The organism is Janthinobacterium sp. PSPC1-1, assembly GCF_049897625.1.
GTDB lineage: Bacteria > Pseudomonadota > Gammaproteobacteria > Burkholderiales > Burkholderiaceae_D > Janthinobacterium > Janthinobacterium tructae.
The window spans coordinates 259,393-283,382 of the sequence record NZ_JAFCWP010000004.1 but is presented as its reverse complement, the minus strand read 5'-3'; the positions used below and the strand labels follow the sequence as shown (position 1 = coordinate 283,382).

Below are 23,990 nucleotides of genomic sequence, written 5' to 3'. Positions count from 1 at the left end.
GCCCGCCACCATGCGAAATACCAGCCAACGCCGTGAATCCATCCTCCAAATGCTTACCCAGCAGGGCTCGGTGCAAGTGACCGATCTGGTGGAAAAGCTCGGCGTGTCCGCGGTCACCATCCGCAGCGACTTGAATGCGCTGGAAGCGCAAGGCATGGCCACGCGCAGCCACGGCGGCGCGACCCTGACGCGCACGCCGCCACCCGAGCACACGATACGCCAGAAGGATGCCATCAACCACGAGCAAAAGGAGCGCATCGGCGCCTATGCGGCGCGGCTGGTGGAGCCGGGCGATAACATCATCATCGACTCGGGCACCACCACCATCTCGCTGGCGCGCCATTTGCGCGACGCGACCGGCGTGACGGTGGCCACGAATGGCCTCAACATCGCCTGGGAACTGGCCGATGCGCCCGGCGTGGACCTGATCCTGACGGGCGGCCTGCTGCGCAAGCAATCGCTGTCGATCCAGGGCAGCCAGGCCGAGACCTGTCTGCAAGCGTACAGCTTCGACAAGCTGTTTCTGGGCGTGGACGGCTTCGACCTGCAGTTTGGCGTCACCACCCACCACGAAGCGGAAGCAAGCCTGAACCACAAGATGGTGGAACGGGCGAAGAAAATCATCGTCCTCACGGACGCCTCGAAGTTCGGCCGCGTCAGCCTGCACCGCATCGTGCAGCTGGACCGGGTCGATACCGTCATCACCGATGCCAGCATCAGCCAGGAGTACCGCGAAGGGCTGCAAAAGCTGGGCATCGAACTTTTTATAGCGGAATAACACATGCTGAGCGGCAGAATCCTTACCCCATCTGGCTGGATCACGGGCACCATCACTTTTGACCAGCGCATCGTCCAGATACAAGAAGACCCTGCCGCCGACAGCGCGCTGACCATTTTGCCCGGCTTTATCGACCTGCACGTGCACGGCGCGGCCGGCGTCGACATCATGGAAGGCGGCAACGCGGGCGCCAGCGTGGCGCAGGTGCACGCGCGCCACGGCACCACGGCCCTGCTGGGCACCACCCTGACGGCGAAGGAACCGTCGATCCTGCGCGCCCTGCAAGGCCTGGCCGGCGTCATCGCCGAGCGTCCGGCCAACGGCGCGCGCATGCTGGGCGTGCACCTGGAAGGCCCGTTCTTGAACCTGCACCGCCTGGGCGCGCAGCCGCCCGACGTGGTGCAAGCGAGCCTGGCGCTGGTGCAGCGCTTCCACGCCATCGCGCCCATCAAGGTACTCACCATGGCGCCGGAAATCCCCGGCCACCTGGAACTGATCCCGCAACTGGCGGCGATGGGCATCCGCGTGCAGATCGGCCACAGCGCCGGCACGTATGACGAAGGCGTGGCGGCCCTGAAGGCCGGCGTCTCCGGTTTTACCCACCTGTACAACGGCATGACGGGCATGACCCATTACGACCCCGGCATGGTGGGCGCGGCGCTGGCGCATGCCGAATACGCGGAAATCATCCCCGACCTGCAGCACGTGGCCAAGGGCGCCCTGCGCGCGGCCCTGCGCGCCATCCCGCGCCTGTATGGCGTGACGGACGCCACCTCGGCCACCGGCATGCCCGATGGCGAATACGGCCTGGGCACGCAGCGCGTCTACAAATGCCTGGGCTGCGTGCGCCTGGCCACGGGCTCCTTGGCCGGCAGCGTGCTGACCATGGACCAGGCGCTGCGCAATTTCGTCGAACTGGGCCTGGACCTGGCCGACGCCTCGAACCGCTTGTCGCTGTACCCGGCCGACTACCTGGGCGAATCCGCACGGGGCCGCCTGGCGCCTGGCGCCTGGGCCGACATCGTCGTCCTCGATTCCACATTACAGCCAGTGTCCGTCTTCGTCGAAGGCACGGCCATCGATCTTTCCACCCGCTAGATTCAGTCTCTAGACCCAGCCCCCAACCTCAACCCCGTCCCGGAGTTACCATGCACGACACGTCACACAAGGCCCCCGTGTGGGCCATGCGCTACCTGCTATTTATTGCCGGCATGGGGGGATTGCTGTACGGCATAGACATCGGCATCATCGCCGGCGCCCTGCCCTACCTGGAATCGACGGCCTCCGTGGCCTGGAAACTGACGGCCCAGCAGCTGAGCTTTATCGTCGCCGCCGTGCTATTGGGTTCCGTCCTGTCTTCGCTGTTCGCCGGCGCCCTCGCCGATATCCTCGGCCGGCGCTGGGTGATGTTCCTGGCCGGCGCCCTGTTCAGCGCCAGCATCCCGCTGATCGCCCTGGCCGACGGCTACACGCCGCTGCTGCTGGGCCGCCTGCTGCAAGGCATCAGCGGCGGCTTGATCGGCGTCGTCGTGCCCCTGTACCTGGCCGAATGCCTGCCCGCGCAGCAGCGCGGACGGGGCGCCGCCCTGTTCCAGCTGCTGCTGACCATCGGCCTGGTGGCCGCCGCCCTGATCGGCCTGCAGCAAGCGCAGACGGTGGAAACGGCCACGCAGGCGGCGCAAGCGTTGCCGGAAGCGGGCCGCATCGCCGCCATCTTCACGGCCAAGGACCACGCCTGGCGCAGCATCTTCTGGGTCTGTTTGACGCCGGGCCTGGTGTTTACCATCGGCGCCCTGCTGCTGGCCGAGTCGCCGCGCTGGCTGGCGCAACGGGGCCGCATCGAACAGGCGCGCCAGTCGCTGCTGCGCACGCGCCTGCCCGCTGCCGCCGACATCGAACTGCGCGAGATGCAAGACACCCCGGAAAACGCGGCCAAGATCAGCGGCAAGGCCAGGGATCCGCTGCTGAGCCGCCGCTACGTGCTGCCCTTCCTGCTCGCTTGCCTGATCCTCGCCTGCACGCAGGCGACGGGCATCAATTCCATCCTCGCGTATGTCGTCAATATTTTGAACCAGGCGGGCCTGTCGGGCGCCTCGGCCAACATGGCGGACGTGTTATTGAAAGTACTGAATGCCGTGATGACGGTGGTGGCCGTGCTGCTGGTCGATCGCAAGGGCCGCAAATTCCTGCTGATGCTGGGCACGGGCGGCATCGTCGTCTCGCTGCTGGCGGCCGGGCTGCTGTTCCGCAGCGCCGAAGCGCACCTGGCCGACGTGCGCCCCGCCATCGCTGCCCAGGTACAAGCCGATGGCCTGACCCTGCAGCTCGATGCGCCCACCTTGACGGCGCTGGGCGCGGCCGCCGACGGCACGCCGCAGCAGCTGACCATCGCCTACGCCTACGGCCCGTTCACCAACGTGAAAAGCCTGCGCAGCGATGACCCCGTGCTGCGCCAGGTGTCCATCGCGCGCGACGACGCCGTGCAGGCCGACAGCGTGATCGGCGTGTTCTTCCGCAAGCTGCACCTCAATCCGTTCGCCGACCCGGCCGCCGGGCGCGAGGCGCCACTGCGCATCGAGAAGGCCAGCCTGGGCCCCGTGCCCGCGTCCTCGCACGGCTGGCTGGTGGCGATCGCCATCTGCGTGTTCGTTTCCAGCTTTGCCGTGGGACCGGGCGTGTGCGTGTGGCTGGCCCTGTCCGAACTGATGCCGACGCGTATCCGCTCGAACGGCATGAGCATCGCGCTGCTGGTCAACCAGTTCGTCTCGACGGTGATCGCCGCCATCTTCCTGCCGACCGTGGGCTTGCACGGCTATTCGACCTTGTTCTTCTTCGGCGCCGGCTGCACTGTGCTGTATTTCCTGGCCGCCGCCTTCCTGCTGCCGGAAACGAAGGGCAAGACTCTGGAAGAAATCGAAGCGCACTTTTCAAAGTAAACCCAAGTAACCATTTGTAGCAATCTCCTTTTCAGCTCCGGACCACCATCCGGGGCTGTTTTTTTGCCTGCCGAACAAGTTTACGGGGCTGGCGCGCACGGCACGGCACAGTTTTCCTTCTGGAATCACGGGCGCGTGGGCTAGAATCTGGCTGCGTCGTGCTACTCACGAGGCGGCAATGGCGCCATGACAAAAACCACCAGGAGACACAGTGAGCTTATTTAGAACCAAGAATTTGGATGACATGATCGCCCACAGCAAGAAACCGGGAGGACTGGCCAAGGTGCTGGGGCCCTTCGACCTTGTCCTCATGGGCATAGGCGCCATCGTCGGCACGGGCATTTTCGTGCTCACCGGCACGGGCGCGCTGACGGCCGGCCCCGCCCTGTCGCTGTCGTTCGTCGTGGCCGCCGTTGCCTGCTGCTTCGCCGCCCTGTGCTATGCGGAATTCGCCTCCACCGTGCCGGTGGCCGGCTCCATCTACACCTACAGCTATGCCACTTTGGGCGAGCTGGCCGCCTGGATGATAGGCTGGGACTTGCTGCTCGAGTACGGCCTGGCCGCAGCCGCCGTCTCTGTCGGCTGGTCCGGCTACTTTCAGTCGCTGCTGGCGGGCTTTGGCATCGCCCTGCCTACGGCCCTGACGGCCGCGCCGGGTGCCCTGCCCGGCGTGACGACCTTCATCAACCTGCCGGCCCTGGTCATCATGCTGCTGCTGACGGCCATGCTGGGCTGGGGCGTGCGCGAATCGGCGCGCCTGAACAACATCATGGTAGCCATCAAGGTGGGCGTGGTGCTGCTGTTCATCATCTTCGGCGCGCGCCACGTGCAGCCGGCCAACTGGCAGCCCTACATGCCGTTCGGCTACCACGGCATGCTGAGCGCCGCCGCGCTCGTCTTCTTCGCCTTCATCGGCTTTGACGCCGTCACCTCGGCCGCCGAGGAAGTCAAGAAACCGTCGCGCGACTTGCCGATCGGGATCATCGGCTCGCTGGCCGTGTGCGCCGTGCTGTACGTGGTGGTCTCGGCCATCATGACGGGCATCGTGCCGTATCAAAAATTCCTCGGCGTCGACCATCCCGTCTCGCTGGCCCTGCAATATGCGGGTGAAAACTGGATCGCCGGCTTCGTCGACCTGGGCGCCATCCTGGGCATGACCACCGTGATCCTGGTGATGGCCTTCGGCCAGACGCGCATCATCTTCGCCATGTCGCGCGACGGCTTGCTGCCCAAGCGCCTGTCGACCGTGCATCCGCGCTTCCACACGCCATTCTTCGCCACCTGGCTGGTGGGCATCGTCTTCGGCCTGATCGCCGCCGTGATCCCGCTCAACATCCTCGCCGAGCTGATCAACATCGGTACCCTGGCCGCCTTCACCATGGTGTCGATTGCCGTGGTGGTGCTGCGCAAGAAGCGCCCTGACCTGCCGCGCGCCTTCCGCTGCCCCGGCGTGCCCTACGTGCCGGCGCTGGCCGTGATCCTGTGCGTGGGCCTGATGACTTTCCTCAGCTGGGTCACCTGGATGGCCTTTACCATCTGGCTGGTGATCGGCCTGGTCATCTACTTCGGCTACGCGCGCCGCCGTTCGCTGCTGCACCCACCGCAGTAAAAAGTCCCCGCAGCGACATATCCTGTCGCTGCCGCAGTTAAGATGGCGGTCTCGCAACCAACGCAGGCCGCCATCCATGCAACCTTCCCCCGACCTCATCGCACAGCTGGACCAGAGCACGGACCAGCTCAAGCGCACACGCCTGCGCAACATGCAGTGGCTGGCCGTCGGCCTGCTGCTGCTCGCCGCGCTGGTATTCGCCGTGGCCCGCTCGCAACGGGGCGGCCATCCCGCCTGGGGCTATGTGGAAGCGTTCGCCGAAGCGGCCATGGTGGGCGCGATTGCCGACTGGTTCGCCGTCGTCGCCCTGTTCCGCCACCCGCTGGGTATTCCCCTGTGGCATACGGCCATCATCCCGAACAGCAAGGCGGACATCGGCCGCAGCCTGGGCGCCTTCGTGGAAAACCATTTCATTACCGAGCAAGGCATCGCCGAACGCATCGTGCAAGCCGATCCTGCCGCGCGCCTGAGCACCTGGCTGGTCCAGCCTGCCCATGCGCAGCAGCTGGGCATGGCCAGCGCCGGCGTGGTGAAACAGCTGCTGGCGATGGCCGATCACGACAAGCTGGGCCGCCTGTTGCGCGAACAGGCCAGCAGCTACCTGGGCCAACTGAATTTGTCGGAGGTGGCAGCCGACTGCATCGACGCGCTGATCGCCGACGGCAAGCCGCAGGAACTGCTGGACTTTCTGCTCGACCGCAGCGCCGCCTACCTGGACGACGAAGCACACCACGCCGCCATCGGCGACTTCGTGCTGGGCGCCTTCCAGATCGAGAACGCGCTGGTGAAAAAAGCCGTGAAAGCGTATGAGCCGCGCATGATCGCCTCGCTGCAAAAGTTTGCCCTTGCCGTGCGCGTCGAGCCGGCACACCCGCTACGCCAGCGCATCGCCGGCTGGATCGCCGACAGCGCCTTGCACCTGAAGGCCGATCCGCACTGGCAGGACACGGTGCGCCGCTACCAGCTGCAACTGGTCGCCAGCGACACGCTGCAAGCCATGCTGGGCGACGTCTGGAACAACATCCGCACGCGCCTGCTGGCCGACCTGCATGCGGACGCGCCCGTGCTGGCGCAAGCCATCGCCAGCCTGGCGCGCAACACGGGCCAGGTGCTGGCCGAAGACACGAGCGCGCTGGAATGGCTGAACGACGCCATCGTCGCCGGCAGCGGGTCGCTGGTGCGCCGCTACCGGGGCGAAGTGGGCGCCTTCATCGCCGCCCGCCTGGACCTGTGGAGCAAGGACGAAATGAGCGAGCGCATCGAACTGGCCATCGGGCGCGACCTGCAATTCATCCGCATCAACGGCACCATCGTCGGCGGCCTGGCCGGCTTGCTGATTTACGCCGTCAGCCAGGCGTTTTAAGCGCCTGTGGCGGGCGCGGGAAGCGTGATGCCGAGCTGCACGGCCGGGCGGGCCGCCACGCGGGCATACCAGGCTCCCACGTGCGGCCAGGCGGAAAAATCAAAGCCGACCAGCTGCGCAATATGCAGCCAGCCAAAGCTGGCGATGTCGGCGATCGAATAATCGTCGCCAGCCAGGTAGGCGTTCGCGGCCAGGCGGCCCTCCATTGTGGCGAAGGCCGCGTCGCACAGCTGGCGGAAGTGCGCCGTGGCCGATACGTTTGCGCCGGCGTCGGCAATCTCGAAATGCACGCGCTGGCCCAGCATCGGCCCCATGCTGGCCGCGTGAAATTGCAGCCAGGTGATGGCAGCCCAGCGCTGCTGCGGCTGCGCCGGCAGCAGTCGTCCCGTTTTCTCGGCCAGGTACAGCAGGATGGCGGCCGATTCGAACACGGTGATGCCCGCGTCGTGGTCGACCAGCACGGGAATGCGCCCGTGCGGATTGAGGGCCAGGAAAGCGGGCTGCCGGTGCTCTCCCCGTTCGATGTGCACATGGCGCAGCCGGTATGGCAAGCCCAGTTCGGCCAGCGCAATCGTGGCTTTGAAACCGTTGGGCGAGCTGTCGGTGTAGAGTTCCATCATGGCGCCGCCTCCTGGCGCGCGGCCTTGCCGGGCAGGATGGCAATGGCGCAGGCCAGGCCCGCCGCCACCAGGCAGGCGGAAACGAGGATGGCGCTGCTGTAGCCTTGTGCGGCCGTTCCGCCACCGGCCAGCACGGCGATGCTGACGGCCACGCCCACGGCCAGGCCAACGGCCGATCCGACTTCCTGGGTGGTGGTCAGCATGCCGCCCGCCAGGCCATGGTCCGCTTCCGGCACGCCATCGATGCCGGCCACGGTCCAGGCGGGAAACGCCAGGCCATAGCCGATGCCGGCCAGCACGGTGCCAGGCAGGATGGCTACGCCCCACGAGGCGAGCGTGGCCAGCGACGCGCCCAGCAGGGCCAGGCCGCCGATAAACAACAGCATGCCGCCGACGATGACGGGCTTGGTGCCGCAGCGGGCGATCAGCGCCGGCCCGGCCCAAGCGCTGGCCAGGGTAAAGGCGACGGCCATCGGCAGCAAGCCCAGTCCCGTGCGCGTGGCGGAGAACGCCAGCACTTCCTGCATGGCCAGCGCCACCACGACAAAGGTGGGGCCCAGGGCCGTGTTGGCCAGCAGGGAGACGATATTCGCGCCGCCCGTCGAGCGGCGCCGGAACACGACCAGCGGCATCAGCGGCGCGGCAACGCGTCCCTCCACCCACACGAACAGCGCCAGCAAGGCCAGCGCCAGCCCGGTCAGGGCAAAGGTGAGCGGATGCGCCAGTCCCACATGCTCGCTATTGGCAAAGGCAAACACCAGCGTCGCCACGCCCGACGCCACCAGCAGCGCGCCCCACACGTCGAGCGTGCCGCCAGCCGCAGCGGTATCGGCATCGGGCCGGCCCAGGGGCAAGGCTGGCGACAGGGCCAGCACCAGCAAGCCGACGGGCACATTGATCCACAGCACCCAGCGCCAGCCCAGCAGGTCCGTGATGAAGCCGCCCAGGATCAGGCCCGCGACAAAGCCGCTGGCCGCCACGGCCGTCCAGGCGCCCAGCGCCCGGTTGCGCTGGGCCGGTTCGGGAAACACGGCCAGCAGCAGGGAAAACGCGGCCGGCGAAAACATGGCAGCGCCAAAGCCCTGCAGCGCGCGCGTGGCCACCAGCATGGCCGGGCTATGCGAAAAGCCACCCAGCAGCGAAGCCGCCGTAAACAGGACCACGCCCATGAGAAAGACGCGGCGGCGGCCAAACAGGTCGGCCGCACGCCCGCCCAGCAGCAGGAAGCCGGCGATCGCCACGCCATACGCATTGATCACCCATTGCAGGCCGCCGGGGGTAAAGCCCAGGCTGTGCTGGATTTGCGGCAAGGGAATCATGGTGATGGAAAAATCGAGCAAGGCAACGAATTGCGTGGTGCATAGCAAAACCAGGCAAAGTTGCCTATGTGAAAGTAACATGGAGATCCTATCGATATAGTTTTACTCGACGTCAAAACAACGCCGCATGCCCCTATAATGCGTTTTTTAAGAGCGAAACTGAAACGATGATTTTTCGCTCGCAACTATAGAAAAACTATATCGATGAAGCATCCTTTACCGCTCCAGGCGCTGCGCGCCTTTGTCGAAGTGGGCCAGCGCGGCAGCATCAAGGCGGCCGCCGACGCGCTGCACGTGACGTCGGGCGCCGTCAGCCAGCAAATCCGCCTGTTGGAAGAGCGGGTCGGCATGCCCCTGTTTACGCGCGAACGCCAGGGCTTGCGCCTGACCGAAGCGGGTGCCATGGTCCACCCCGCCCTGCTGGGCGCATTCGCGCAGATCGCCAGCGCCAGCCAGGCACTGGAAGACATGGGTGGGCGCCAGACGCTCACCGTCAGCACGGTGGCCACTTTTGCCGCCGCCTGGCTGGTGCCACGGCTGGGCCGCTTCAATCAGCGCCATCCGCATATCGAGGTGCGCGTGGAAGCGACATCCGCACTGGTGGACCTGCGCCGCGACCGGGTCGACGTGGCGCTGCGCCACGGTCTGGGCGACTATCCGGGCCTGCAGGTGACGCGCCTGATGGCGCCCGTGCTGGTGCCCGTCGCCAGCCCCGCCCTGATGGCGGGCCAGCCGCCCATCGCCACACCGGCCGATTGCCTGCGCTACCCGCTGCTGCACGATACGGACCGCGCCGACTGGCCCTTGTGGCTGGCTGCGCATGGCGCGCCGGACGGCAGCGCGGATGCGGCGCGGGCGCTGCGCGGCTCCGCCTTCGAAGATGATTTTCTGTTGATCCGCGCAGCCGAGGCGGGCCAGGGCCTGGCCCTGGTGCCGCAGCTGTACGCGCAGGAGGAAATCGCCGCCGGGCGGCTGGTGCAAGTGCTGGACTTGCCCTGGCCCGCGCGCTTTGCCTATTACCTGGTGGTGCGCCCCGACGCGGCCACGCGCCCTGCAGTACAGGCATTCATGGCATGGATCAGCGAGGAGGCGCAGGCCACCGGCGCAGGCGGCTAAAGCGCCCCGTCTCCGGCCGCGCACGACACCACGCCGCACACGGTGCTGAACAACATCGGCACGCCGGCGCGCCCCGTGGCGATACAGGTCACGGCCGGTATCACAGCCAATAACAGGGCCAGGCAGGCAATCGCCTTCAGGCGCCGCGCGGGTGAGCGGAACACGCCCGCGCCCGGCCCTTGCGGATGGCGCCCGCTGCCGGACGGCGGCTGGTCCTTGTACTCCGCTTCGCTGCCTCTTGCCGGTATTTTCGTAAGCATGTCCGTCTCCTCCATCCACAGTGACCAGCCTTGCATGTCAGGCCGGGCGCGCCACACGCGTGCTGATCTGCATGCATTCTATTTTGCCGCATAAATTTACCAAATACAATAAATAAATCCACAAAGAAAATAATTTTTCCATCAATAGACAAGCGACATGACGGAAAACTTGCCCTATAAGAAAGTAAAAAGACCTACAACACGCTGCTCCTTCCGTCAAGACTTGAATTTTTTTGTGTTGAAAAGCCAAATAAAATCATGAAAATCATAATATTTGTTGAAATCATTTTTATTTGATGTATGATGATTTTCAAGGAAATATCAAGGCGATGCAGCAACTCTCTTTGCGTCGATCGCCCGACATCTCTGCCTTCTTTGTAGGGGACAAGCACATGAACATAATCCTGGCCTTGCGTCTGCTCGACGCCGCCGACGCCGCCGTCATCATCGATGCGGGTTCACGCATCCACTATGCGAACGACGCCATGTATGCGCTGAGCGGTTATGCCCCGGGCAGCCTGTCGGGCCAGCAGATCGAGGCGCTGCTGCCCGACTCGGTGCGCAAGCAGCATGGCGCACGGATCGGCGCCTATCTGGCCGGCGAAAAGAAGTCCACGGTACTCGGGCACAAGCGCCATTTCGCCATACGCCACCGCGATGGCACGATGCTGCCCATCGTGCTCAAGGCCATGGACCTGGGCAAGCTGGGCGATGAGAACTACCTGGGCGCCTTTTTCATCGACCAGCGCCACGAACGCGCCATCGAACAGCAGAATGCGGCCCGCTGGCAGCAGTTGCAGCGCATCGCCCTGAGCGACCCCCTGACCCACCTGCCGAACCGCCGCGCCTTCGAGATCGAAGCCGTACGTTCGGCCGCGCGGGCCAGTCGCGCGGGCAGTCCGATGACCATCGGCATCGCCGACATCGATTTCTTCAAGAAGGTCAATGACCAGCATGGCCACGCCGCCGGCGACGCCGTGCTGCAAGCCATCGCGGCCGCGCTGCAGTCCCAGGCACGGGCATCCGATGTCGTCGCCCGCGTGGGCGGCGAGGAATTCGGCTTGCTGTTCCCGCATACGGACATGACCATGGCGTACAAGGTGGCCGAACGCATCCGCCTTGCCGTGGCCGCAACGTGCGTCGACTTCGAGCACGCGTCCATCACGGCGACGATCAGCATCGGCCTGGCGCCGCTGCCCAACAACGGCGACTGGAAAGCCTGTTTCATGCAAGCCGACGCCGCGCTGTACCAGGCCAAGAGCAATGGCCGCAACCGCACCGAGCAGGTTTGAGCACCAGCCGGTAACCCTCGCAGTTTCATGCATCACGCATCACCTGACAGGAGCAAGCACATGGAAACCACCACGACACATGCCGCAGCAGCGAGCCAGCTGGCACAAGCGGGCACCCGGGAATTGCTGGTCTTTGGCCTGGGCAATGAGGAATACGCCATCGACATCGGCCTGGTGCAGGAAATCCGCGGCTACGGCGCCGTGACCCGTATGGCCAATGCGCCCGCCTTCCTCAAGGGTTTCATCCACCTGCGCGGCAGCATCGTGCCGCTGATCGACCTGCGCATCGCGCTGGGCCAGGCCGAGCCCGCGTATGACGCCTCGACCGTGGTGATCATCCTCATCTTCGCGCATGGCGCCACCGGCATCGTGGTCGACCGCGTGGCCGATGTGGTGCCGCTGGCACCGGCACAGATCAAGCCCCCGCCGCAGCTGCATGGCTCGGCGATGGCCGGCCATGTCACGGCCATCGGCAGCCTGGATGAACGGCTGCTGATCGTGCTCGACATGGACAGCCTGCTGTCAGGCCTGGGCATGCTCGCCACGGGCAAACTGGCGGCCTGAGGCAGCATCGCCATCGCGTCCGCTACCTGACCGCCATCCGCCGGAGACACCATGAGCATCCTGATCGTCGATGACAACGACACCAACCTGAGCCTGCTATCGACCCTGGCGCGCAAGGCCAGCAGCATCGAGCCCGTCTGCATGAACGACCCCATCGATGCGTTGACCTGGTGCGAGTCGCATGTGCCGGACCTGGTCCTGCTCGACTACCGGATGCCCAGCCTGTCAGGCAATGAATTTCTCAGCATCTTCCGCAAGATGCAGGGCATGGCCGACATCCCCATCATCATGGTCACCACCGAGAACGACCGCGCCGTGCGCAAGCAGGCCTTTTCGCTCGGTGTCACGGAGTTTCTCACCAAGCCCGTCGACACCATCGAGTTCAGCCTGCGCGTGCGCAATCTGCTGTCCCTGCGCACGGCGCAAACCTTGCTGGCCGACCGCGCCAAGCTGCTCGAGCATGAAGTGAGTCAGGCCATCGCCAACGTCACGGCGCGCGAGATGGAACTGGTCACGCGCCTGGCGCGGGCGGCCGAATTCCGCGACCCCGAAACGGGCGCTCACATCATGCGCATGGCGCGCTATTCGGCGCTGATCGCCAGGAACCTGGGCATGGATGCGCAATGGCAGGAACTGCTGCTCAAGGCTGCCCCCATGCACGACGTGGGCAAGCTGGCCATGCCCGACCATATCCTGCTCAAGCCGGGCCGGCTGGACCCCGCGGAAATGGCCATCATGCGTCAGCATGCGGAAATCGGCGGCAAGATCCTCGCCGGCAGCGATTCGCCGCTGATCCGCCTGGCCGAGGAAATCGCCTGCGGCCACCACGAAAAATACGACGGCAGCGGCTATCCGCGCGGCCTGGCGGGCGAACAGATACCGCTGTCGGCGCGCATCGTCGCCGTGGCCGATGTCTTCGACGCGCTCACGTCGGAACGCCCGTACAAGCCGGCCTGGCCCGTGGAACAGGCGCGCCTGTTCCTGCAACAGAACAAAGGCAGCCATTTCTGCCCGGACTGTATCGACGCCTTCCTGGGCGCCTGGGACGAGGTGCTCGATATCCGTAACAGCCTGCCCGACCCCGTCCGGCACCACGCCCACCCACTGTAAGCGAGGAGCCTGCCATGCGCGTGCAACAACTGATCCTGAAAAACCGTGCCGACATCGATGCCGCACTGGCGCCCCTGGCCGCCATGCAGCCGCAGCTGGTGCTGGTGTTTGGCGCCTGCGCTTATTTTTCCACCCCCGAACTGACGGCGGCGCTGCGCCGCCAACTGCCCGGCGCCGTGACCGCCGGCTGCTCCACGGCCGGCGAGATCGCCGGCAAGCGCGTCTACGACGACAGCTGCGTCATCACCGCCATCCGCTTTGCCCACACCACGGTGGCGATTGCCGACGCCATCATCTGCGACATGGCGGACTCGCACGAGACGGGCGAGCGCATGGCGCAGGCGCTACCGCAGGACGGCCTGACGGCGGTCTTCATGCTGGGCACGGGCGTGGCCGTCAATGGCAGCGCCCTGATTGCCGGCCTGCAGGCGAATTTGTCGCCGGGCGTCACCATATCGGGCGGGCTGGCCGCCGACGGCGGCGCCTTCCGCCAGACCTGGACCCTGGGTCCGCGCGGCGCGGCCGACAATACCATCGTCGCCGTCGGCCTGTACGGCGAGCATATCCGCCTCGGCTACGGCAGCCATGCGGGCTGGGAAGCGTTCGGCCCCGCGCGCAAGGTGACGCGCTGCGTCGACAACGTGCTGTATGGCCTCGATGGCGCGCGGGCGCTGGACATCTACAAACTGTACCTGGGCGACTATGCGCGCGACCTGCCCGGCTCAGGCTTGCTGTTCCCGTTTGAAATGCTCACGGCGGCGCATGAAAAAAGCAATGTGTTTCGCACCATCCTCGCCGTCGATGAAGAACAGGGTTCGCTGACACTGGCCGGTGACATCCTCGCCGACGGCTACCTGAAACTGATGCATTCCAGTACCAACCGGCTGGTCGACGGGGCCGAAATGGCCGCGCGCGGTGTCCAGCTCCACGCCGATACGCTGGGCGACCAGCTGGCCCTGCTGGTCAGCTGCGTGGGGCGCAAGCTGGTCATGGGCGACCGGGTCGAGGAAGAGGTCGAGGCGGTGGCCGAGGTGCTGGGCAGCGGCGCCACCTGTATCGCCGGTTTTTACTCGAACGGCGAAATCGGCATCACGCAGCCGCATGGCGCATGCCAGCTGCATAACCAGACGATGACCGTGACTGTGCTGAGCGAAACATGAACCGCACCCTGGCACGCCAATTGAGCCGCGTCTGCAATATCGACTCGGAAAGCGCCTGCATCGCCTTGCTGGAACAGGCCCAGGCATTGGGGGCGCAAGCGGGCACCCCGCCCGAACTGGCCGTTTTCCTGGCCGGCCTGCCGGCCCTGCTGCTGCGCATCGACAGCACCTACGAACAGGCCGAACGCGACCTGGACTTGCGCTCGCGCAGCCTGGAGCTGAGTTCGACAGAACTGAGCATGACCAATGACCTGCTGCGCACGGAACTGGCCAGCCGCAACCGCGTCCTGCAATCGCTGCGCGTAGCGGCCGTGCGCCTGCTCGACAACGACGATTCCGGGCTGCATTTGCCGCAGGAAGGCGATATCGAGGGCCTCTCCGTGCTGCTCGCCGAGCTGGTGTCGCTGCAGGAACTGCGCCGCATCGAACTGCAGAACCAGCGCTTTGCGATGGACCAGCATGCCATTGTCAGCATCACCGACACGGCCGGCATCATCATTTACGTCAACGACAAGTTCTGCGCCATCAGCGGGTTCGCGCGCGAAGAGCTGATCGGCAAGACGCACCGCCTGATCAATTCGCACACGCATCCTGACGCCTTCTTTGCGCAGATGTGGCAAACCATCACCACGGGCCAGGTCTGGCATGGCGAAATCTGCAATCACGCCAAGGATGGCGGGCAATACTGGGTCGACGCCACCATCGTGCCCTTCCTCGATGCCGCCGGCGAGCCCTATCAGTACATCGCCATCCGCACGGAAATCAGCGACAGCAAACGCATGGCCGAGACCATCGCGAAAAGCGAGCGCGAATACCGCAACGTCGTCAACAGCCTCAATGAAGTGGTCTTCCGCACCGATTTGAACGGCGCCTGGACCTTCCTGAACCCCGCCTGGCATACCATCACCGGCTTCGGCGCCGCCGACAGCCTGGGCAAGAATGTGCTGCAATTTATCGATGCACGCGACCGGGAGCGCGCCGCCGCCGGCCTGTCCCAGCTGCTGTGTGGCCAGGTGGACAGCATGCGCCATGAAGCGCGCTACGTCACCCACGACGGCAACGTACGCTGGATCGATGTGTGCGCGCGCGCCGAGCGCGATGGGCAGGATCGGCTGGCCGGCATCACCGGCAGCCTGACCGACATCACCGAGCGGCGCCTGGCGGCGCACGAGCTGCGGCACAACCTCAACTTTGTCGACGCGCTGATCGAGACCATTCCTATCCCTTTGTACCTGAAGGATGTGCAGGGCCGTTACCTGCGCGCCAACCGGGCCTATTGCGCCTTCTTCCAACGCGCGCAAGCGGACATCCTGGGCAAGACGGTGGCAGACATCCTGCCGCAGCAGGAGGCGCAGCAAGTGCTGCAGCGCGACCTGGAGCTGCTGCAGGACCGGGGCAACCAGACGTATGAAGAGCGGCTGAGCGTCGGCGCGCGGCAAGTCGATGTGCTGTTCAGCAAGGCGGCCCTGCTGAAGTCCGACGGCAGCCTGCACGGCCTGGTCGGCACCCTGGTCGACATTTCCAGCCAAAAGGCGGCTGAACGGGCGCTGCTGCTGGCCAAGGAAGTGGCCGAGTCGGCCAGCCGCTCGAAGAGCGAATTCCTGGCCAACATGAGCCACGAGATCCGCACGCCGATGAACGGCATTCTGGGCATGACGGACCTGGTGCTCGATTCCGAACTTGACGTCCACCAGCGCAAATACCTGGAAATTGTCAAGGCTTCGGCCGACGCCCTGCTGTGCATTATCAACGATATCCTCGATTTCTCGAAGATCGAGGCGGGCATGCTGACCCTGGAAAGCATCCCTTTCAAGCTGCGCCAGCTGATGCAGGAAACCATGCGCGCACTAGCCATGCGGGCCCAGGCCAGCGGCCTGGAACTGGTGCTCGACATCGATCCCGCGCTGCCGCACACCTTGCTCGGCGACCCTGGCCGGCTGCGCCAGATCCTCACCAACCTGGCGGGCAACGCCATCAAGTTCACGCCGCGCGGCGAAGTCACTGTCAGTGCCCGGCTGCTCGCCAGCGGCGATGGCATGGCCCAGCTGCAGCTGTGCGTGCGCGACACCGGTATCGGCATCGCCGCCGACATGCAGGAGGCCGTCTTCGACGCCTTCCAGCAGGAAGACGGTTCGACCACGCGGCGCTTCGGCGGCACGGGACTGGGCCTGTCGATCACGCGCCGCCTGGTAACGATGATGGGTGGCGGCATCAGCCTGTCGAGCGAACTGGGCAAGGGCAGCAGCTTCAGCGTCGAGCTGGCCCTGCCCATCGGCGAGCATCAGCCTTGCCTGCCGCCGCCGGGCGCCTCGCTGGCGGCGCGGGCGATCCTGCTGGTCGACGACAATTCCAGCAGCCTGACCATCCTGCGCAAGATCTTCGAGCACAGCGGTGCCAGCGTCACCGCCTGCGAGTCGGGCGAGGCGGCGCTGGAGCACTGCCGCAGCGCCCTGCCGGCCGACTGCATCATCATGGACTTTGCCATGCCCGGCATGAATGGCTTCGACACGGCATCGGCGCTGGCCGCCCTGCCCCACTGGAGCCAGGTACCCATCGTCATGCTATCGTCCAGCGGCAGCCTGGGCGACGCGGCGCGCTGCCGCGAACTGGGCATCGACGGCTACCTGCTCAAGCCGGCCAGCCCCGAGGAATTGCTGGCCATCACCATGAGCGTGCTGGGCACCTGCCGCGGCATGCCCTGCGCAACACCCGTGGTGACGCGCCATTGCGTGCGCGAAGGCTCGCCCAGCCTGGACATCCTGCTGGTCGAGGACAACGCCATGAACCGCGAACTGGCCACCGTGCTGCTGTCGAATGCGGGCCATCGGGTCACGCATGCGGCAAATGGCCACGAGGCGCTCGACCGTCATGCCACCAGCCACTTCGACCTGATCCTGATGGACCTGCAGATGCCGGAAATGGGCGGCTTCGACGCCACCGCGCAGATACGCCAGCGCGAAGCGCAAGGCATGCCGAAAAGCGTCATCATCGCCATGACGGCCAGCGCATTCGAAGGCGACCGCGAACGCTGCATCGCCGGCGGCATGGACGATTACCTGTCCAAGCCTTTCCGCACCGCCGCCTTCCAGAGCCTGATCGAGCAGCATGTATTGCAAATCAGCAAGCTGCCGCTGCCGCCCGCCATGGCGTCGCAAGTGGCAGTGCTGGCCACCGGCAGCGCGCCACGCTTCGACTACGGCGCTGCGCTGGCGAACGCCGACGCCGACGTGATCGCCATCATCGGCGCCTCCTTCCTGGCCGGCTTGCCGGAGCAGCTGAGCGCCTTGCGCGCAACCCTGCAGGCGGGCGACCGGCCCACCGCGAGCCGGCAGGCACATACTCTGGCCGGCTTGCTGGCCAACTTCCATGCCATCCCCGCCGTCGCCATTGCCGCAGCCATCGAGCGCGAAGCGGCACAGGCCCCGCAGGAGGCCTTGCTGGCGCGCCTCGCTGCGCTGGAGGAACAGTCGCGGCTGTTCCTGCAGGAAACGGGCGCGGCCATCCAGGCGACAAGCCAGACGCTGCACGCATCCGGGCAAACTTGATGTAGATCATAATTTTTTGAACAAGCTCTTGCTATCCTGTAAAAAAATGACAGGAGTCCTGAATGAGCAAGACGCAGGCGAGCAATGCGCAGCAAAACGTTGAACATGAGCGCCAGGGCAGCGCCTGGCAAGGCGTGCCGGTGCCCGACTATCCGGAGAGCGCGCCAGAAGGCGCCACCCTGGACCTGCTGCTGAACGCCTGGCTGGGCAAGTTCACGGGCGGCATTTCGCCGGCCGCGCTGGGCAACGCCTATGCCGACTGGCTCAGCCACCTGGCGCTGGCGCCATCGAAGCAGCTGACCCTGCTGCAGGAAGCGTGGAAGAAGATCGCTCGCTGGCAGCAGTACGCGCTGCAATCTGCGCTGCAGTCGGCGCAGAGCGGCAGCGCCGGTGCGCCGCCGTGCATCGCGCCGCTGCCGCAGGACCGGCGCTTCGAAGACCCCGCGTGGCAGCGCTGGCCGTACAACCTGGCCTACCAGGGCTTCTTGCTGCAGCAGCAGTGGTGGCACCGCGCCACCACGGGCGTGCGCGGCGTCTCGCCGCACCACGAAGATGTCGTCACGTTCACCGTGCGCCAGTGGCTCGACATGCTGGCGCCGTCGAACTTCATGCTGACCAATCCCGTGGTGCAGCAGGCAACCCTGGCAAGCGGCGGCGCCAACCTGGCGAACGGCGCACAGCACCTGACCGACGACTGGCGCCGCGCCGCCATGGGCGCGCATGCGCCCGACCAGCGCAGCTACAAGGCCGGCGAGAACGTGGCCGTCACGCCCGGCAAGGTGGTCTACCGCAATGACCTGATCGAGCTGCTGCAGTATGCGCCGGCGACAGCGAGCGTGCATGCCACGCCGCTGCTGTTCGTGCCGGCGTGGATCATGAAATACTACATACTCGACCTGTCGCCGCACAATTCGCTGGTGCGCTACCTGGTGCAGCAGGGCCACACGGTGTTCATGATTTCATGGAAAAATCCCCTCGAAGAAGACCGCGAGCTGTCGCTGGAAGACTACCGCCAGCTGGGCGTGATGGACGCGCTCGACGCCGTTGCCCGCATCACGGGCGCGCCGCAGGTGCACGCAGCCGGCTACTGCCTGGGCGGCACCCTGCTGGCGATTGCCGCCGCCAGCATGGCGCGCGACGGCGATGCGCGCCTGGCCAGTCTCACCATGCTGGCGTCGCAGGTGGACTTCAAGGAACCGGGCGAACTGTCGCTCTTCATCGACGACAGCCAGGTGAGCTTCCTGGAAGCGGCCATGTGGAAGCAGGGTTATCTCGACACGAAGCAGATGGCGGGCGCCTTCCAGCTGCTGCGTTCGAACGACCTGATCTGGTCGCGCCGGCTGCGCCATTACCTGCTCGGCCTCGATGAGCAGGACAGCGACCTGATGGCCTGGAATGCGGACGCCACGCGCATGCCCTGCCGCATGCATTCGGAATACCTGCGCCGCCTGTTCCTGCACAACGACCTGGCCGAAGGCCGCTACCGCACGGCAGGGCGGCACATCGCCCTGCCCGACATCGATGCCCCCATCTTTGCCGTCGGCACCCTGACGGACCACGTGGCGCCATGGCGCTCCGTGTATAAACTGCAGCTGCTGACCGACACGGACGTCACCTTTCTGCTCACCTCGGGCGGCCACAATGCGGGCGTGGTCTCGCCGCCGGGCCAGGCGCGCCGCAGCTACCAGCTGGCCACGCACCTCCACGACGCGCCCTACATCGACGCGGACAGCTGGCAGCGCGACGTGCCGCACCACGACGGTTCCTGGTGGCCCGCCTGGCAAGCCTGGCTGGCAGAGCGCTCGGGCGCGCAGGTGGCGCCGCCGGCCATGGGGCCGGACCTGGGCGACGCGCCGGGCAACTACGTACTGCAGACTTGATAACCGACTTCCGACAACCGAGGAAAACGCCATGCCCTACACTACCCTGCTGGTCCACGTAGACAATTCCCGCCACTGCGCCCAGCGCATCCGCTTGGCCGTGCGCCTGGCCGTCGCCGAAGGCGCGCACCTGATCGGTTCGGCCATGAGCGGCATCTCGCGCTATGCCTATGGCGGCGGCGTCAACGCGCTGCAATTTGCGCCGGCGCAGATGCAGGCGCTGCGCAGCCAGGCCAGCGAGGCCTTGCATGAATTCGAGCGTATCGCCCGCGAAGAAGGCCTGGGTACCTACGAAACGCGCTTCGTCGACGACGATGCGCAAGGCGCGCTGCTGCTGCAGGCGCGCTATTGCGACTTGCTGATCCTCGGCCAGACGGACGCGCAGGACACGCCCTCGCGCGTCATCGCCGGCACGCCCGAATACCTGATGCTGCATTGCGGCCGGCCCGTGCTGATGGTGCCGCACGCGCCGTCCGCCGCGCTATCGGATACCGCGCAGCATCCGCTGCTGGCCTGGAACGGCAGCGCCGAAGCGCTGCGCGCCATCACCGATGCGCTGCCGCTGCTGCAACGCGCGCGGCAGGTGACCCTGGCCGTCGTCAATTCGCACGCCCAGCCGGCTGCGCACGGCGAGCAGCCGGGTGCCGACCTGGCCCTGTACCTGGCGCGCCACGGCGTCAACGTCGAAGTGCTGCAGCACGACACGCCGCACGGCCAGGACGTGGGCGCGGCCCTGCTGGCCATGGCGACGCAGCGCCAGTGCGACCTGATCGTGATGGGCTGTTACGGCCACATGCGCCTGCGCGAAGCGCTGCTGGGCGGCGTCACGCGCACGGTGTTGCAGGACATGACCTTGCCGGTGCTGGTGTCGCACTGACAGCGTCAGGCTGCCGGGGCGCCGAACAGCGCCCCGATGCCCGATGCCGCCGCCATCGACAGCGCGCTCCAGAACACCACGCGCAGCACGCCACGGCCCACGCGCGCGCCGCCGGCCCTGGCGGCCAGGCCACCCAGCAAGGCCAGCGATAGCAGCGACGCCACGACGATGGCCGGCGCCAGCATCGACAGCGGCGCCAGCAACACCACCAGCAGCGGCAACGCCGCGCCGACGGCAAAACTGAGCGCCGAAGCCAGCGCCGCCTGCAGCGGGCGCGCGCGCATGCTCTCGGTGATACCCAGTTCATCGCGCGCATGCGCGCCGATCGCATCGTGCGCCGTCAACGCCCTGGCCACTTGCGCAGCCAGCGCCGGTTCCAGGCCGCGCGCCACATAAATGTGCGTCAGCTCGTGCAGCTCCCCCTTGGGATCGTCGAGCAGCTCGCCGCCCTCGCGCTCCAGCGCCGCCTGTTCCGTATCGGCCTGCGACTGCACCGAGACATATTCGCCCGTGGCCATCGACATGGCGCCCGCCACCAGGCCCGCCACGCCGGCCACCAGGATGCTGTCGTGCGTGGCATGGGCCGCCACCACGCCCAGCACCAGGCTGGCCGTCGAGACGATGCCGTCATTGGCGCCCAGCACGGCGGCGCGCAGCCAGCCCACGTTGTCCATCCGGTGAAACTCGCGGTGTCGCAATGGCATATTCGCTCCTTTATGTATGCATGGGCGCGTCGGTGGGCAAGGGAAAGCGCACCGTCACCACCAGGCCAGCGCCATCGGGGCCGGCGGCCAGCTGCACGCTGGCGCCATGCGTTTCGGCGATGCGCCGCACGATCGACAAGCCCAGGCCACTGCCTGGCTGGTGCGCGCCGGCGGCGCGGAAAAAGCGTTCGAACACGCGCTCGCGCAACTGCTCGGCGATGCCGGGCCCCGTATCGCTCACGCGCAGCAGCACGCCGTCGGCCTCGCTACGGCAGGCCAGCACCAGCGTGCCGCCGGCCGGGGTGTAGCGCATGGCATTGTCCATCAGATTGCGCGCCAGGATCAGGACATGGTCCAGCTGCAAACGGCACGGCGCCGTGGCCAGGTCGGCCCGCAGCAGCAAATCCTGGCGCTGCGCCTGCGCCATCCAGGCGGGCAGCTGTTCGGCCAGCACGGCGGCCAGGTCCAGTACGGGCAGGTCGGGTGGCGGCTGCGACTGCGGGTCGAGCCGGGACAAGGTCAGCAACTGCCCCACCAGGCGCGTGGCGCGGTCCACGCTCAGCCCCAGGCCCATCACGGATTCCTTGCGCTCGGCGTCGCTGCGCGCGCGCTGCAGCACCTGCAGGTTGGTCTTGATGGCCGCCAGCGGCGTGCGCAATTCATGCGCGGCATCGGCCGTGAAGCGCTGCTCCTGCTCGCGCGTCTGGCGCACGCGCACGAACAGGCGGTTGATGGCCTGCAGCAGCGGCTGCACTTCCAGCGGCGCGCCCGTCACGCTGACACTGGCGAGATCGTCGGGCGTGCGCTGCGCCACTTCATCGGCGCTACGGCGCAAGGCGCGAAACACGCGGTTGATGCTCCACCAGATGGCCAGCGCCGCCAGGGCCGCCATAGGCAAACCGATGGCCAGCAGCTTCAGGGCGAAGCGGCTGCTGATTTCCTGGCGGTGGCTGGCCGGCTCCGCCACCTGGATCTGCAGCTGCGCGTTGTGATTCCAGCTCGTGTAGATGCGCCACAGGCGGCCATCGTTGTCGTGCCAGCTGTAACCGACATCGGCCGGCGCGGCGAACGCCTGGTCCGGCGCGCCGGCGTTCTTGTATCGCAGGCGCTGCTGCGCATCCCACACCTGGAACAGCAGATACTGGCGGTGGTTGCGGTTCTGCGCCACCGGCATCACCAGCGATGTGCTCGCGCCATGCTCCTGCACCTCGTGCTCGGCCAGGGAGAGCAGCAAATGGCCCGTCTCGGCCAGCGACTGGTCGAACAGTTCCTGGCTTTCGCGGCCCGCTTCCAGGTACACGATGGCGGCGCTGAAGCCCCACAAGATGAACGTCAGTCCCAGCAGCACGGCCAGCAGCGTGCGCCGCAGCGACCATGCGCCCGCGATACCCGGGATGGCGGGCATCACGGACACGCCTGCATATCGGGCGTATCAGGCGTAGCGGGCTTGTCGATGCTGTAGCCGATGGCATGCACGGTGCGGATCAGCGCCTTGCCCAGTTTGCGCCGCAAATGGTGGATATGCACCTGCAGCGCGTTGCTGTCGACTTCCTCGCCCCAGCTGTAGACGCCCTCTTCCAGCTGCACGCGGCTCAGGATGCGCCCGCGCTGCTCGACGAGCATCAGCAGGATGCTGAACTCCTTGCCCGTCACGGGCACCTCCACGCCGGCCTGCCGCACCTGGCGCGCGGCGACATCGATGACGATATCGCCGTGCACGAGTTCTTCGTGCGTGCGCCCGGCCGCACGGCGGCAGGCGCTGCGCATGCGCGCCGCCAGCTCATCGAGGTCGAAGGGCTTGACGATGAAGTCGTCCGCGCCCGCATCCAGGCCCGTCACCCGGTCGACGATCTGATCGCGCGCCGTGACGATCAGGATCGCCCCGTCGTAGCCGCCGCGGCGCAAGGTCGCCAGCGCCTGCATGCCATCCTCGCCCGGCAGGGCCAGGTCGAGCAACAGACAGCCATAGCGGTGCAGGCGCACGGCCATATGCGCGCTTTCAGCCGACTGCACCCAGTCGACCGCATAGCCGGCCTGCTCCAGCCCCATCTGCGTGGCGCGCCCCAGCTGGGGATCGTCTTCTGTCAGCAATATACGCATCGTGGCCTGTCCTGTCTGGCTATCCTGTCCGAATTTCATGCCGGCAGCGTAGGCGCCGGACATTAAGAACTTCTTAACATCTGCTGGCGACCATCGATCCATCGTCCACTTCCGGCTGCCTCCCATGCCCGCTTCCTATCTTAACCGCTGGCGGCCAGACGCATCATCCACGCAACACAACGACAAGGAAACACCATGCACACCCACACTTTGAAAACGCAAGGCTGGCGCCATGCAGCACCGGCGCGCCTGCTGCACTGGCTGATGGCCGTGCTGATCCCCGTCATGCTGGCCCTGGGCTGGACTATGATGGAGGTCGAGGACGATCCCGGCAGCGAGGTGTATTTCAATCTGCATAAATCGCTGGGCTTGCTGCTATTGCTGCTGCTCGCCGCGCGCGCCGCCTGGCGCCTGGGCCACAGGCCGGCTAGCCTGCCGCCGTCCGTGGCGCCGTGGCAAGCGCGCCTGTCGCGCCTGGGGCATGGCTTGCTGTACGCGGGCATGCTGCTGGTGCCGGCCGCGGGCCTGGCCGGTGCGCTGCTGAGCAAGAGCGGCGTGGCCTTCTTCGGCCTGGCCCTGCCGCGCTGGTTCGCGCCCGACCACGCCCTGGCCGAACAATGCTTCGAACTGCACGAACTGGGCGCCTGGACCCTGGCCGCCCTGATCGCCCTGCACGCCCTTGCCGGCCTCAAGCATCTGCTGCTGGACAAGGACGGCGTCTTCCAGCGCATGCTGTAGGCGGCTGGCGTGCCATGAT

At 66.4% G+C, this 23,990-nt stretch carries 20 protein-coding genes; 14 read left to right on the top strand and 6 right to left on the bottom strand.

Annotated features, from left to right (window positions below; all coding sequences use genetic code 11):
• Positions 1-10: 10 nt before the first annotated feature.
• From ACP7EG_RS15160 to ACP7EG_RS15140, 5 genes are all read left to right on the top strand, one after another.
• Positions 11-778, top strand: a complete 768-nt coding sequence (locus tag ACP7EG_RS15160) for a DeoR family transcriptional regulator (protein WP_101481082.1) — start codon at positions 11-13, stop codon at positions 776-778.
• A gap of 3 nt (positions 779-781) precedes the next feature.
• The gene (locus ACP7EG_RS15155) at positions 782-1,876 is read left to right on the top strand and encodes an N-acetylglucosamine-6-phosphate deacetylase (RefSeq protein ID WP_426088251.1); all 1,095 of its coding nucleotides are present in this window, start codon (positions 782-784) and stop codon (positions 1,874-1,876) included.
• Positions 1,877-1,926: 50 nt separating this feature from the next.
• Positions 1,927-3,714, top strand: coding sequence for an MFS transporter (locus tag ACP7EG_RS15150; protein WP_426088250.1), 1,788 nt, complete (start codon positions 1,927-1,929; stop codon positions 3,712-3,714).
• Positions 3,715-3,925: 211 nt separating this feature from the next.
• Positions 3,926-5,323, top strand: a complete 1,398-nt coding sequence (locus ACP7EG_RS15145) for an amino acid permease (RefSeq protein WP_426088249.1) — start codon at positions 3,926-3,928, stop codon at positions 5,321-5,323.
• Between the two features lie 76 nt (positions 5,324-5,399).
• Positions 5,400-6,686 (top strand): DUF445 domain-containing protein, encoded by a 1,287-nt coding sequence (locus ACP7EG_RS15140; RefSeq protein ID WP_426088248.1) that lies wholly within the window; start codon positions 5,400-5,402, stop codon positions 6,684-6,686.
• Here ACP7EG_RS15140 and ACP7EG_RS15135 read toward each other — a convergent pair.
• Together ACP7EG_RS15135 and ACP7EG_RS15130 are read right to left on the bottom strand one after the other, a co-directional pair.
• Positions 6,683-7,306, bottom strand: a complete 624-nt coding sequence (locus tag ACP7EG_RS15135; RefSeq protein WP_426088247.1) for a glutathione S-transferase family protein — start codon at positions 7,304-7,306, stop codon at positions 6,683-6,685. The two genes, ACP7EG_RS15140 and ACP7EG_RS15135, sit on opposite strands and share 4 nt — an antisense overlap.
• Positions 7,303-8,706 (bottom strand): MFS transporter, encoded by a 1,404-nt coding sequence (locus ACP7EG_RS15130; protein ID WP_426088246.1) that lies wholly within the window; start codon positions 8,704-8,706, stop codon positions 7,303-7,305. The genes ACP7EG_RS15135 and ACP7EG_RS15130 overlap by 4 nt, the downstream gene beginning before the upstream one ends.
• A 123-nt stretch (positions 8,707-8,829) precedes the next feature.
• On the opposite strand from ACP7EG_RS15130, the gene ACP7EG_RS15125 reads away from it, so the two are divergent.
• A complete protein-coding gene (locus tag ACP7EG_RS15125) occupies positions 8,830-9,741 on the top strand; it encodes a LysR substrate-binding domain-containing protein (RefSeq protein WP_426088245.1) in 912 nt (303 codons plus the stop codon).
• On the opposite strand, the gene ACP7EG_RS15120 is transcribed toward ACP7EG_RS15125, so the two are convergent.
• Positions 9,738-10,001 (bottom strand): hypothetical protein, encoded by a 264-nt coding sequence (locus ACP7EG_RS15120; protein WP_426088244.1) that lies wholly within the window; start codon positions 9,999-10,001, stop codon positions 9,738-9,740. The two genes, ACP7EG_RS15125 and ACP7EG_RS15120, sit on opposite strands and share 4 nt — an antisense overlap.
• Before the next feature lie 392 nt (positions 10,002-10,393).
• Between ACP7EG_RS15120 and ACP7EG_RS15115 the strand changes: the two genes are divergently transcribed.
• The 7 genes from ACP7EG_RS15115 to ACP7EG_RS15085 all read left to right on the top strand — a co-directional run bounded on the left by ACP7EG_RS15115 (position 10,394) and on the right by ACP7EG_RS15085 (position 20,429).
• Positions 10,394-11,293, top strand: a complete 900-nt coding sequence (locus ACP7EG_RS15115) for a diguanylate cyclase (RefSeq protein ID WP_426088243.1) — start codon at positions 10,394-10,396, stop codon at positions 11,291-11,293.
• A 60-nt stretch (positions 11,294-11,353) separates the two neighbouring features.
• A complete protein-coding gene (locus ACP7EG_RS15110; RefSeq protein ID WP_426088242.1) occupies positions 11,354-11,857 on the top strand; it encodes a chemotaxis protein CheW in 504 nt (167 codons plus the stop codon).
• 51 nt (positions 11,858-11,908) lie between these two features.
• The gene (locus ACP7EG_RS15105) at positions 11,909-12,967 is read left to right on the top strand and encodes an HD domain-containing phosphohydrolase (protein ID WP_426088241.1); all 1,059 of its coding nucleotides are present in this window, start codon (positions 11,909-11,911) and stop codon (positions 12,965-12,967) included.
• Between the two features lie 14 nt (positions 12,968-12,981).
• On the top strand, positions 12,982-14,127 hold the full coding sequence (locus tag ACP7EG_RS15100) for an FIST signal transduction protein (protein ID WP_426088240.1): 1,146 nt from the start codon (positions 12,982-12,984) through the stop codon (positions 14,125-14,127).
• The gene (locus ACP7EG_RS15095; RefSeq protein WP_426088239.1) at positions 14,124-17,672 is read left to right on the top strand and encodes a response regulator; all 3,549 of its coding nucleotides are present in this window, start codon (positions 14,124-14,126) and stop codon (positions 17,670-17,672) included. Before ACP7EG_RS15100 ends, ACP7EG_RS15095 begins: the two co-directional genes overlap by 4 nt.
• Before the next feature lie 62 nt (positions 17,673-17,734).
• Positions 17,735-19,552: a PHA/PHB synthase family protein gene (locus ACP7EG_RS15090; protein ID WP_426088238.1), complete on the top strand. Its 1,818-nt coding sequence runs from the start codon at positions 17,735-17,737 to the stop codon at positions 19,550-19,552.
• Between the two features lie 31 nt (positions 19,553-19,583).
• The gene (locus tag ACP7EG_RS15085) at positions 19,584-20,429 is read left to right on the top strand and encodes a universal stress protein (protein WP_426088237.1); all 846 of its coding nucleotides are present in this window, start codon (positions 19,584-19,586) and stop codon (positions 20,427-20,429) included.
• Between the two features lie 5 nt (positions 20,430-20,434).
• On the opposite strand, the gene ACP7EG_RS15080 is transcribed toward ACP7EG_RS15085, so the two are convergent.
• Genes ACP7EG_RS15080 through ACP7EG_RS15070 form a run of 3 tightly spaced genes read right to left on the bottom strand, consistent with a single transcriptional unit; the run spans position 20,435 to position 23,233 of the window.
• Positions 20,435-21,133, bottom strand: a complete 699-nt coding sequence (locus ACP7EG_RS15080) for a VIT1/CCC1 transporter family protein (protein WP_071077573.1) — start codon at positions 21,131-21,133, stop codon at positions 20,435-20,437.
• A gap of 10 nt (positions 21,134-21,143) precedes the next feature.
• Entirely contained in the window at positions 21,144-22,538 is a 1,395-nt protein-coding gene (locus ACP7EG_RS15075; RefSeq protein WP_426088500.1) for an ATP-binding protein, read from the bottom strand.
• Entirely contained in the window at positions 22,538-23,233 is a 696-nt protein-coding gene (locus tag ACP7EG_RS15070; RefSeq protein WP_426088499.1) for a response regulator, read from the bottom strand. The genes ACP7EG_RS15075 and ACP7EG_RS15070 overlap by 1 nt, the downstream gene beginning before the upstream one ends.
• Positions 23,234-23,428: 195 nt before the next feature.
• On the opposite strand from ACP7EG_RS15070, the gene ACP7EG_RS15065 reads away from it, so the two are divergent.
• Positions 23,429-23,971 (top strand): cytochrome b, encoded by a 543-nt coding sequence (locus tag ACP7EG_RS15065; RefSeq protein WP_426088236.1) that lies wholly within the window; start codon positions 23,429-23,431, stop codon positions 23,969-23,971.
• The last annotated feature ends 19 nt before the right edge of the window (positions 23,972-23,990 follow it).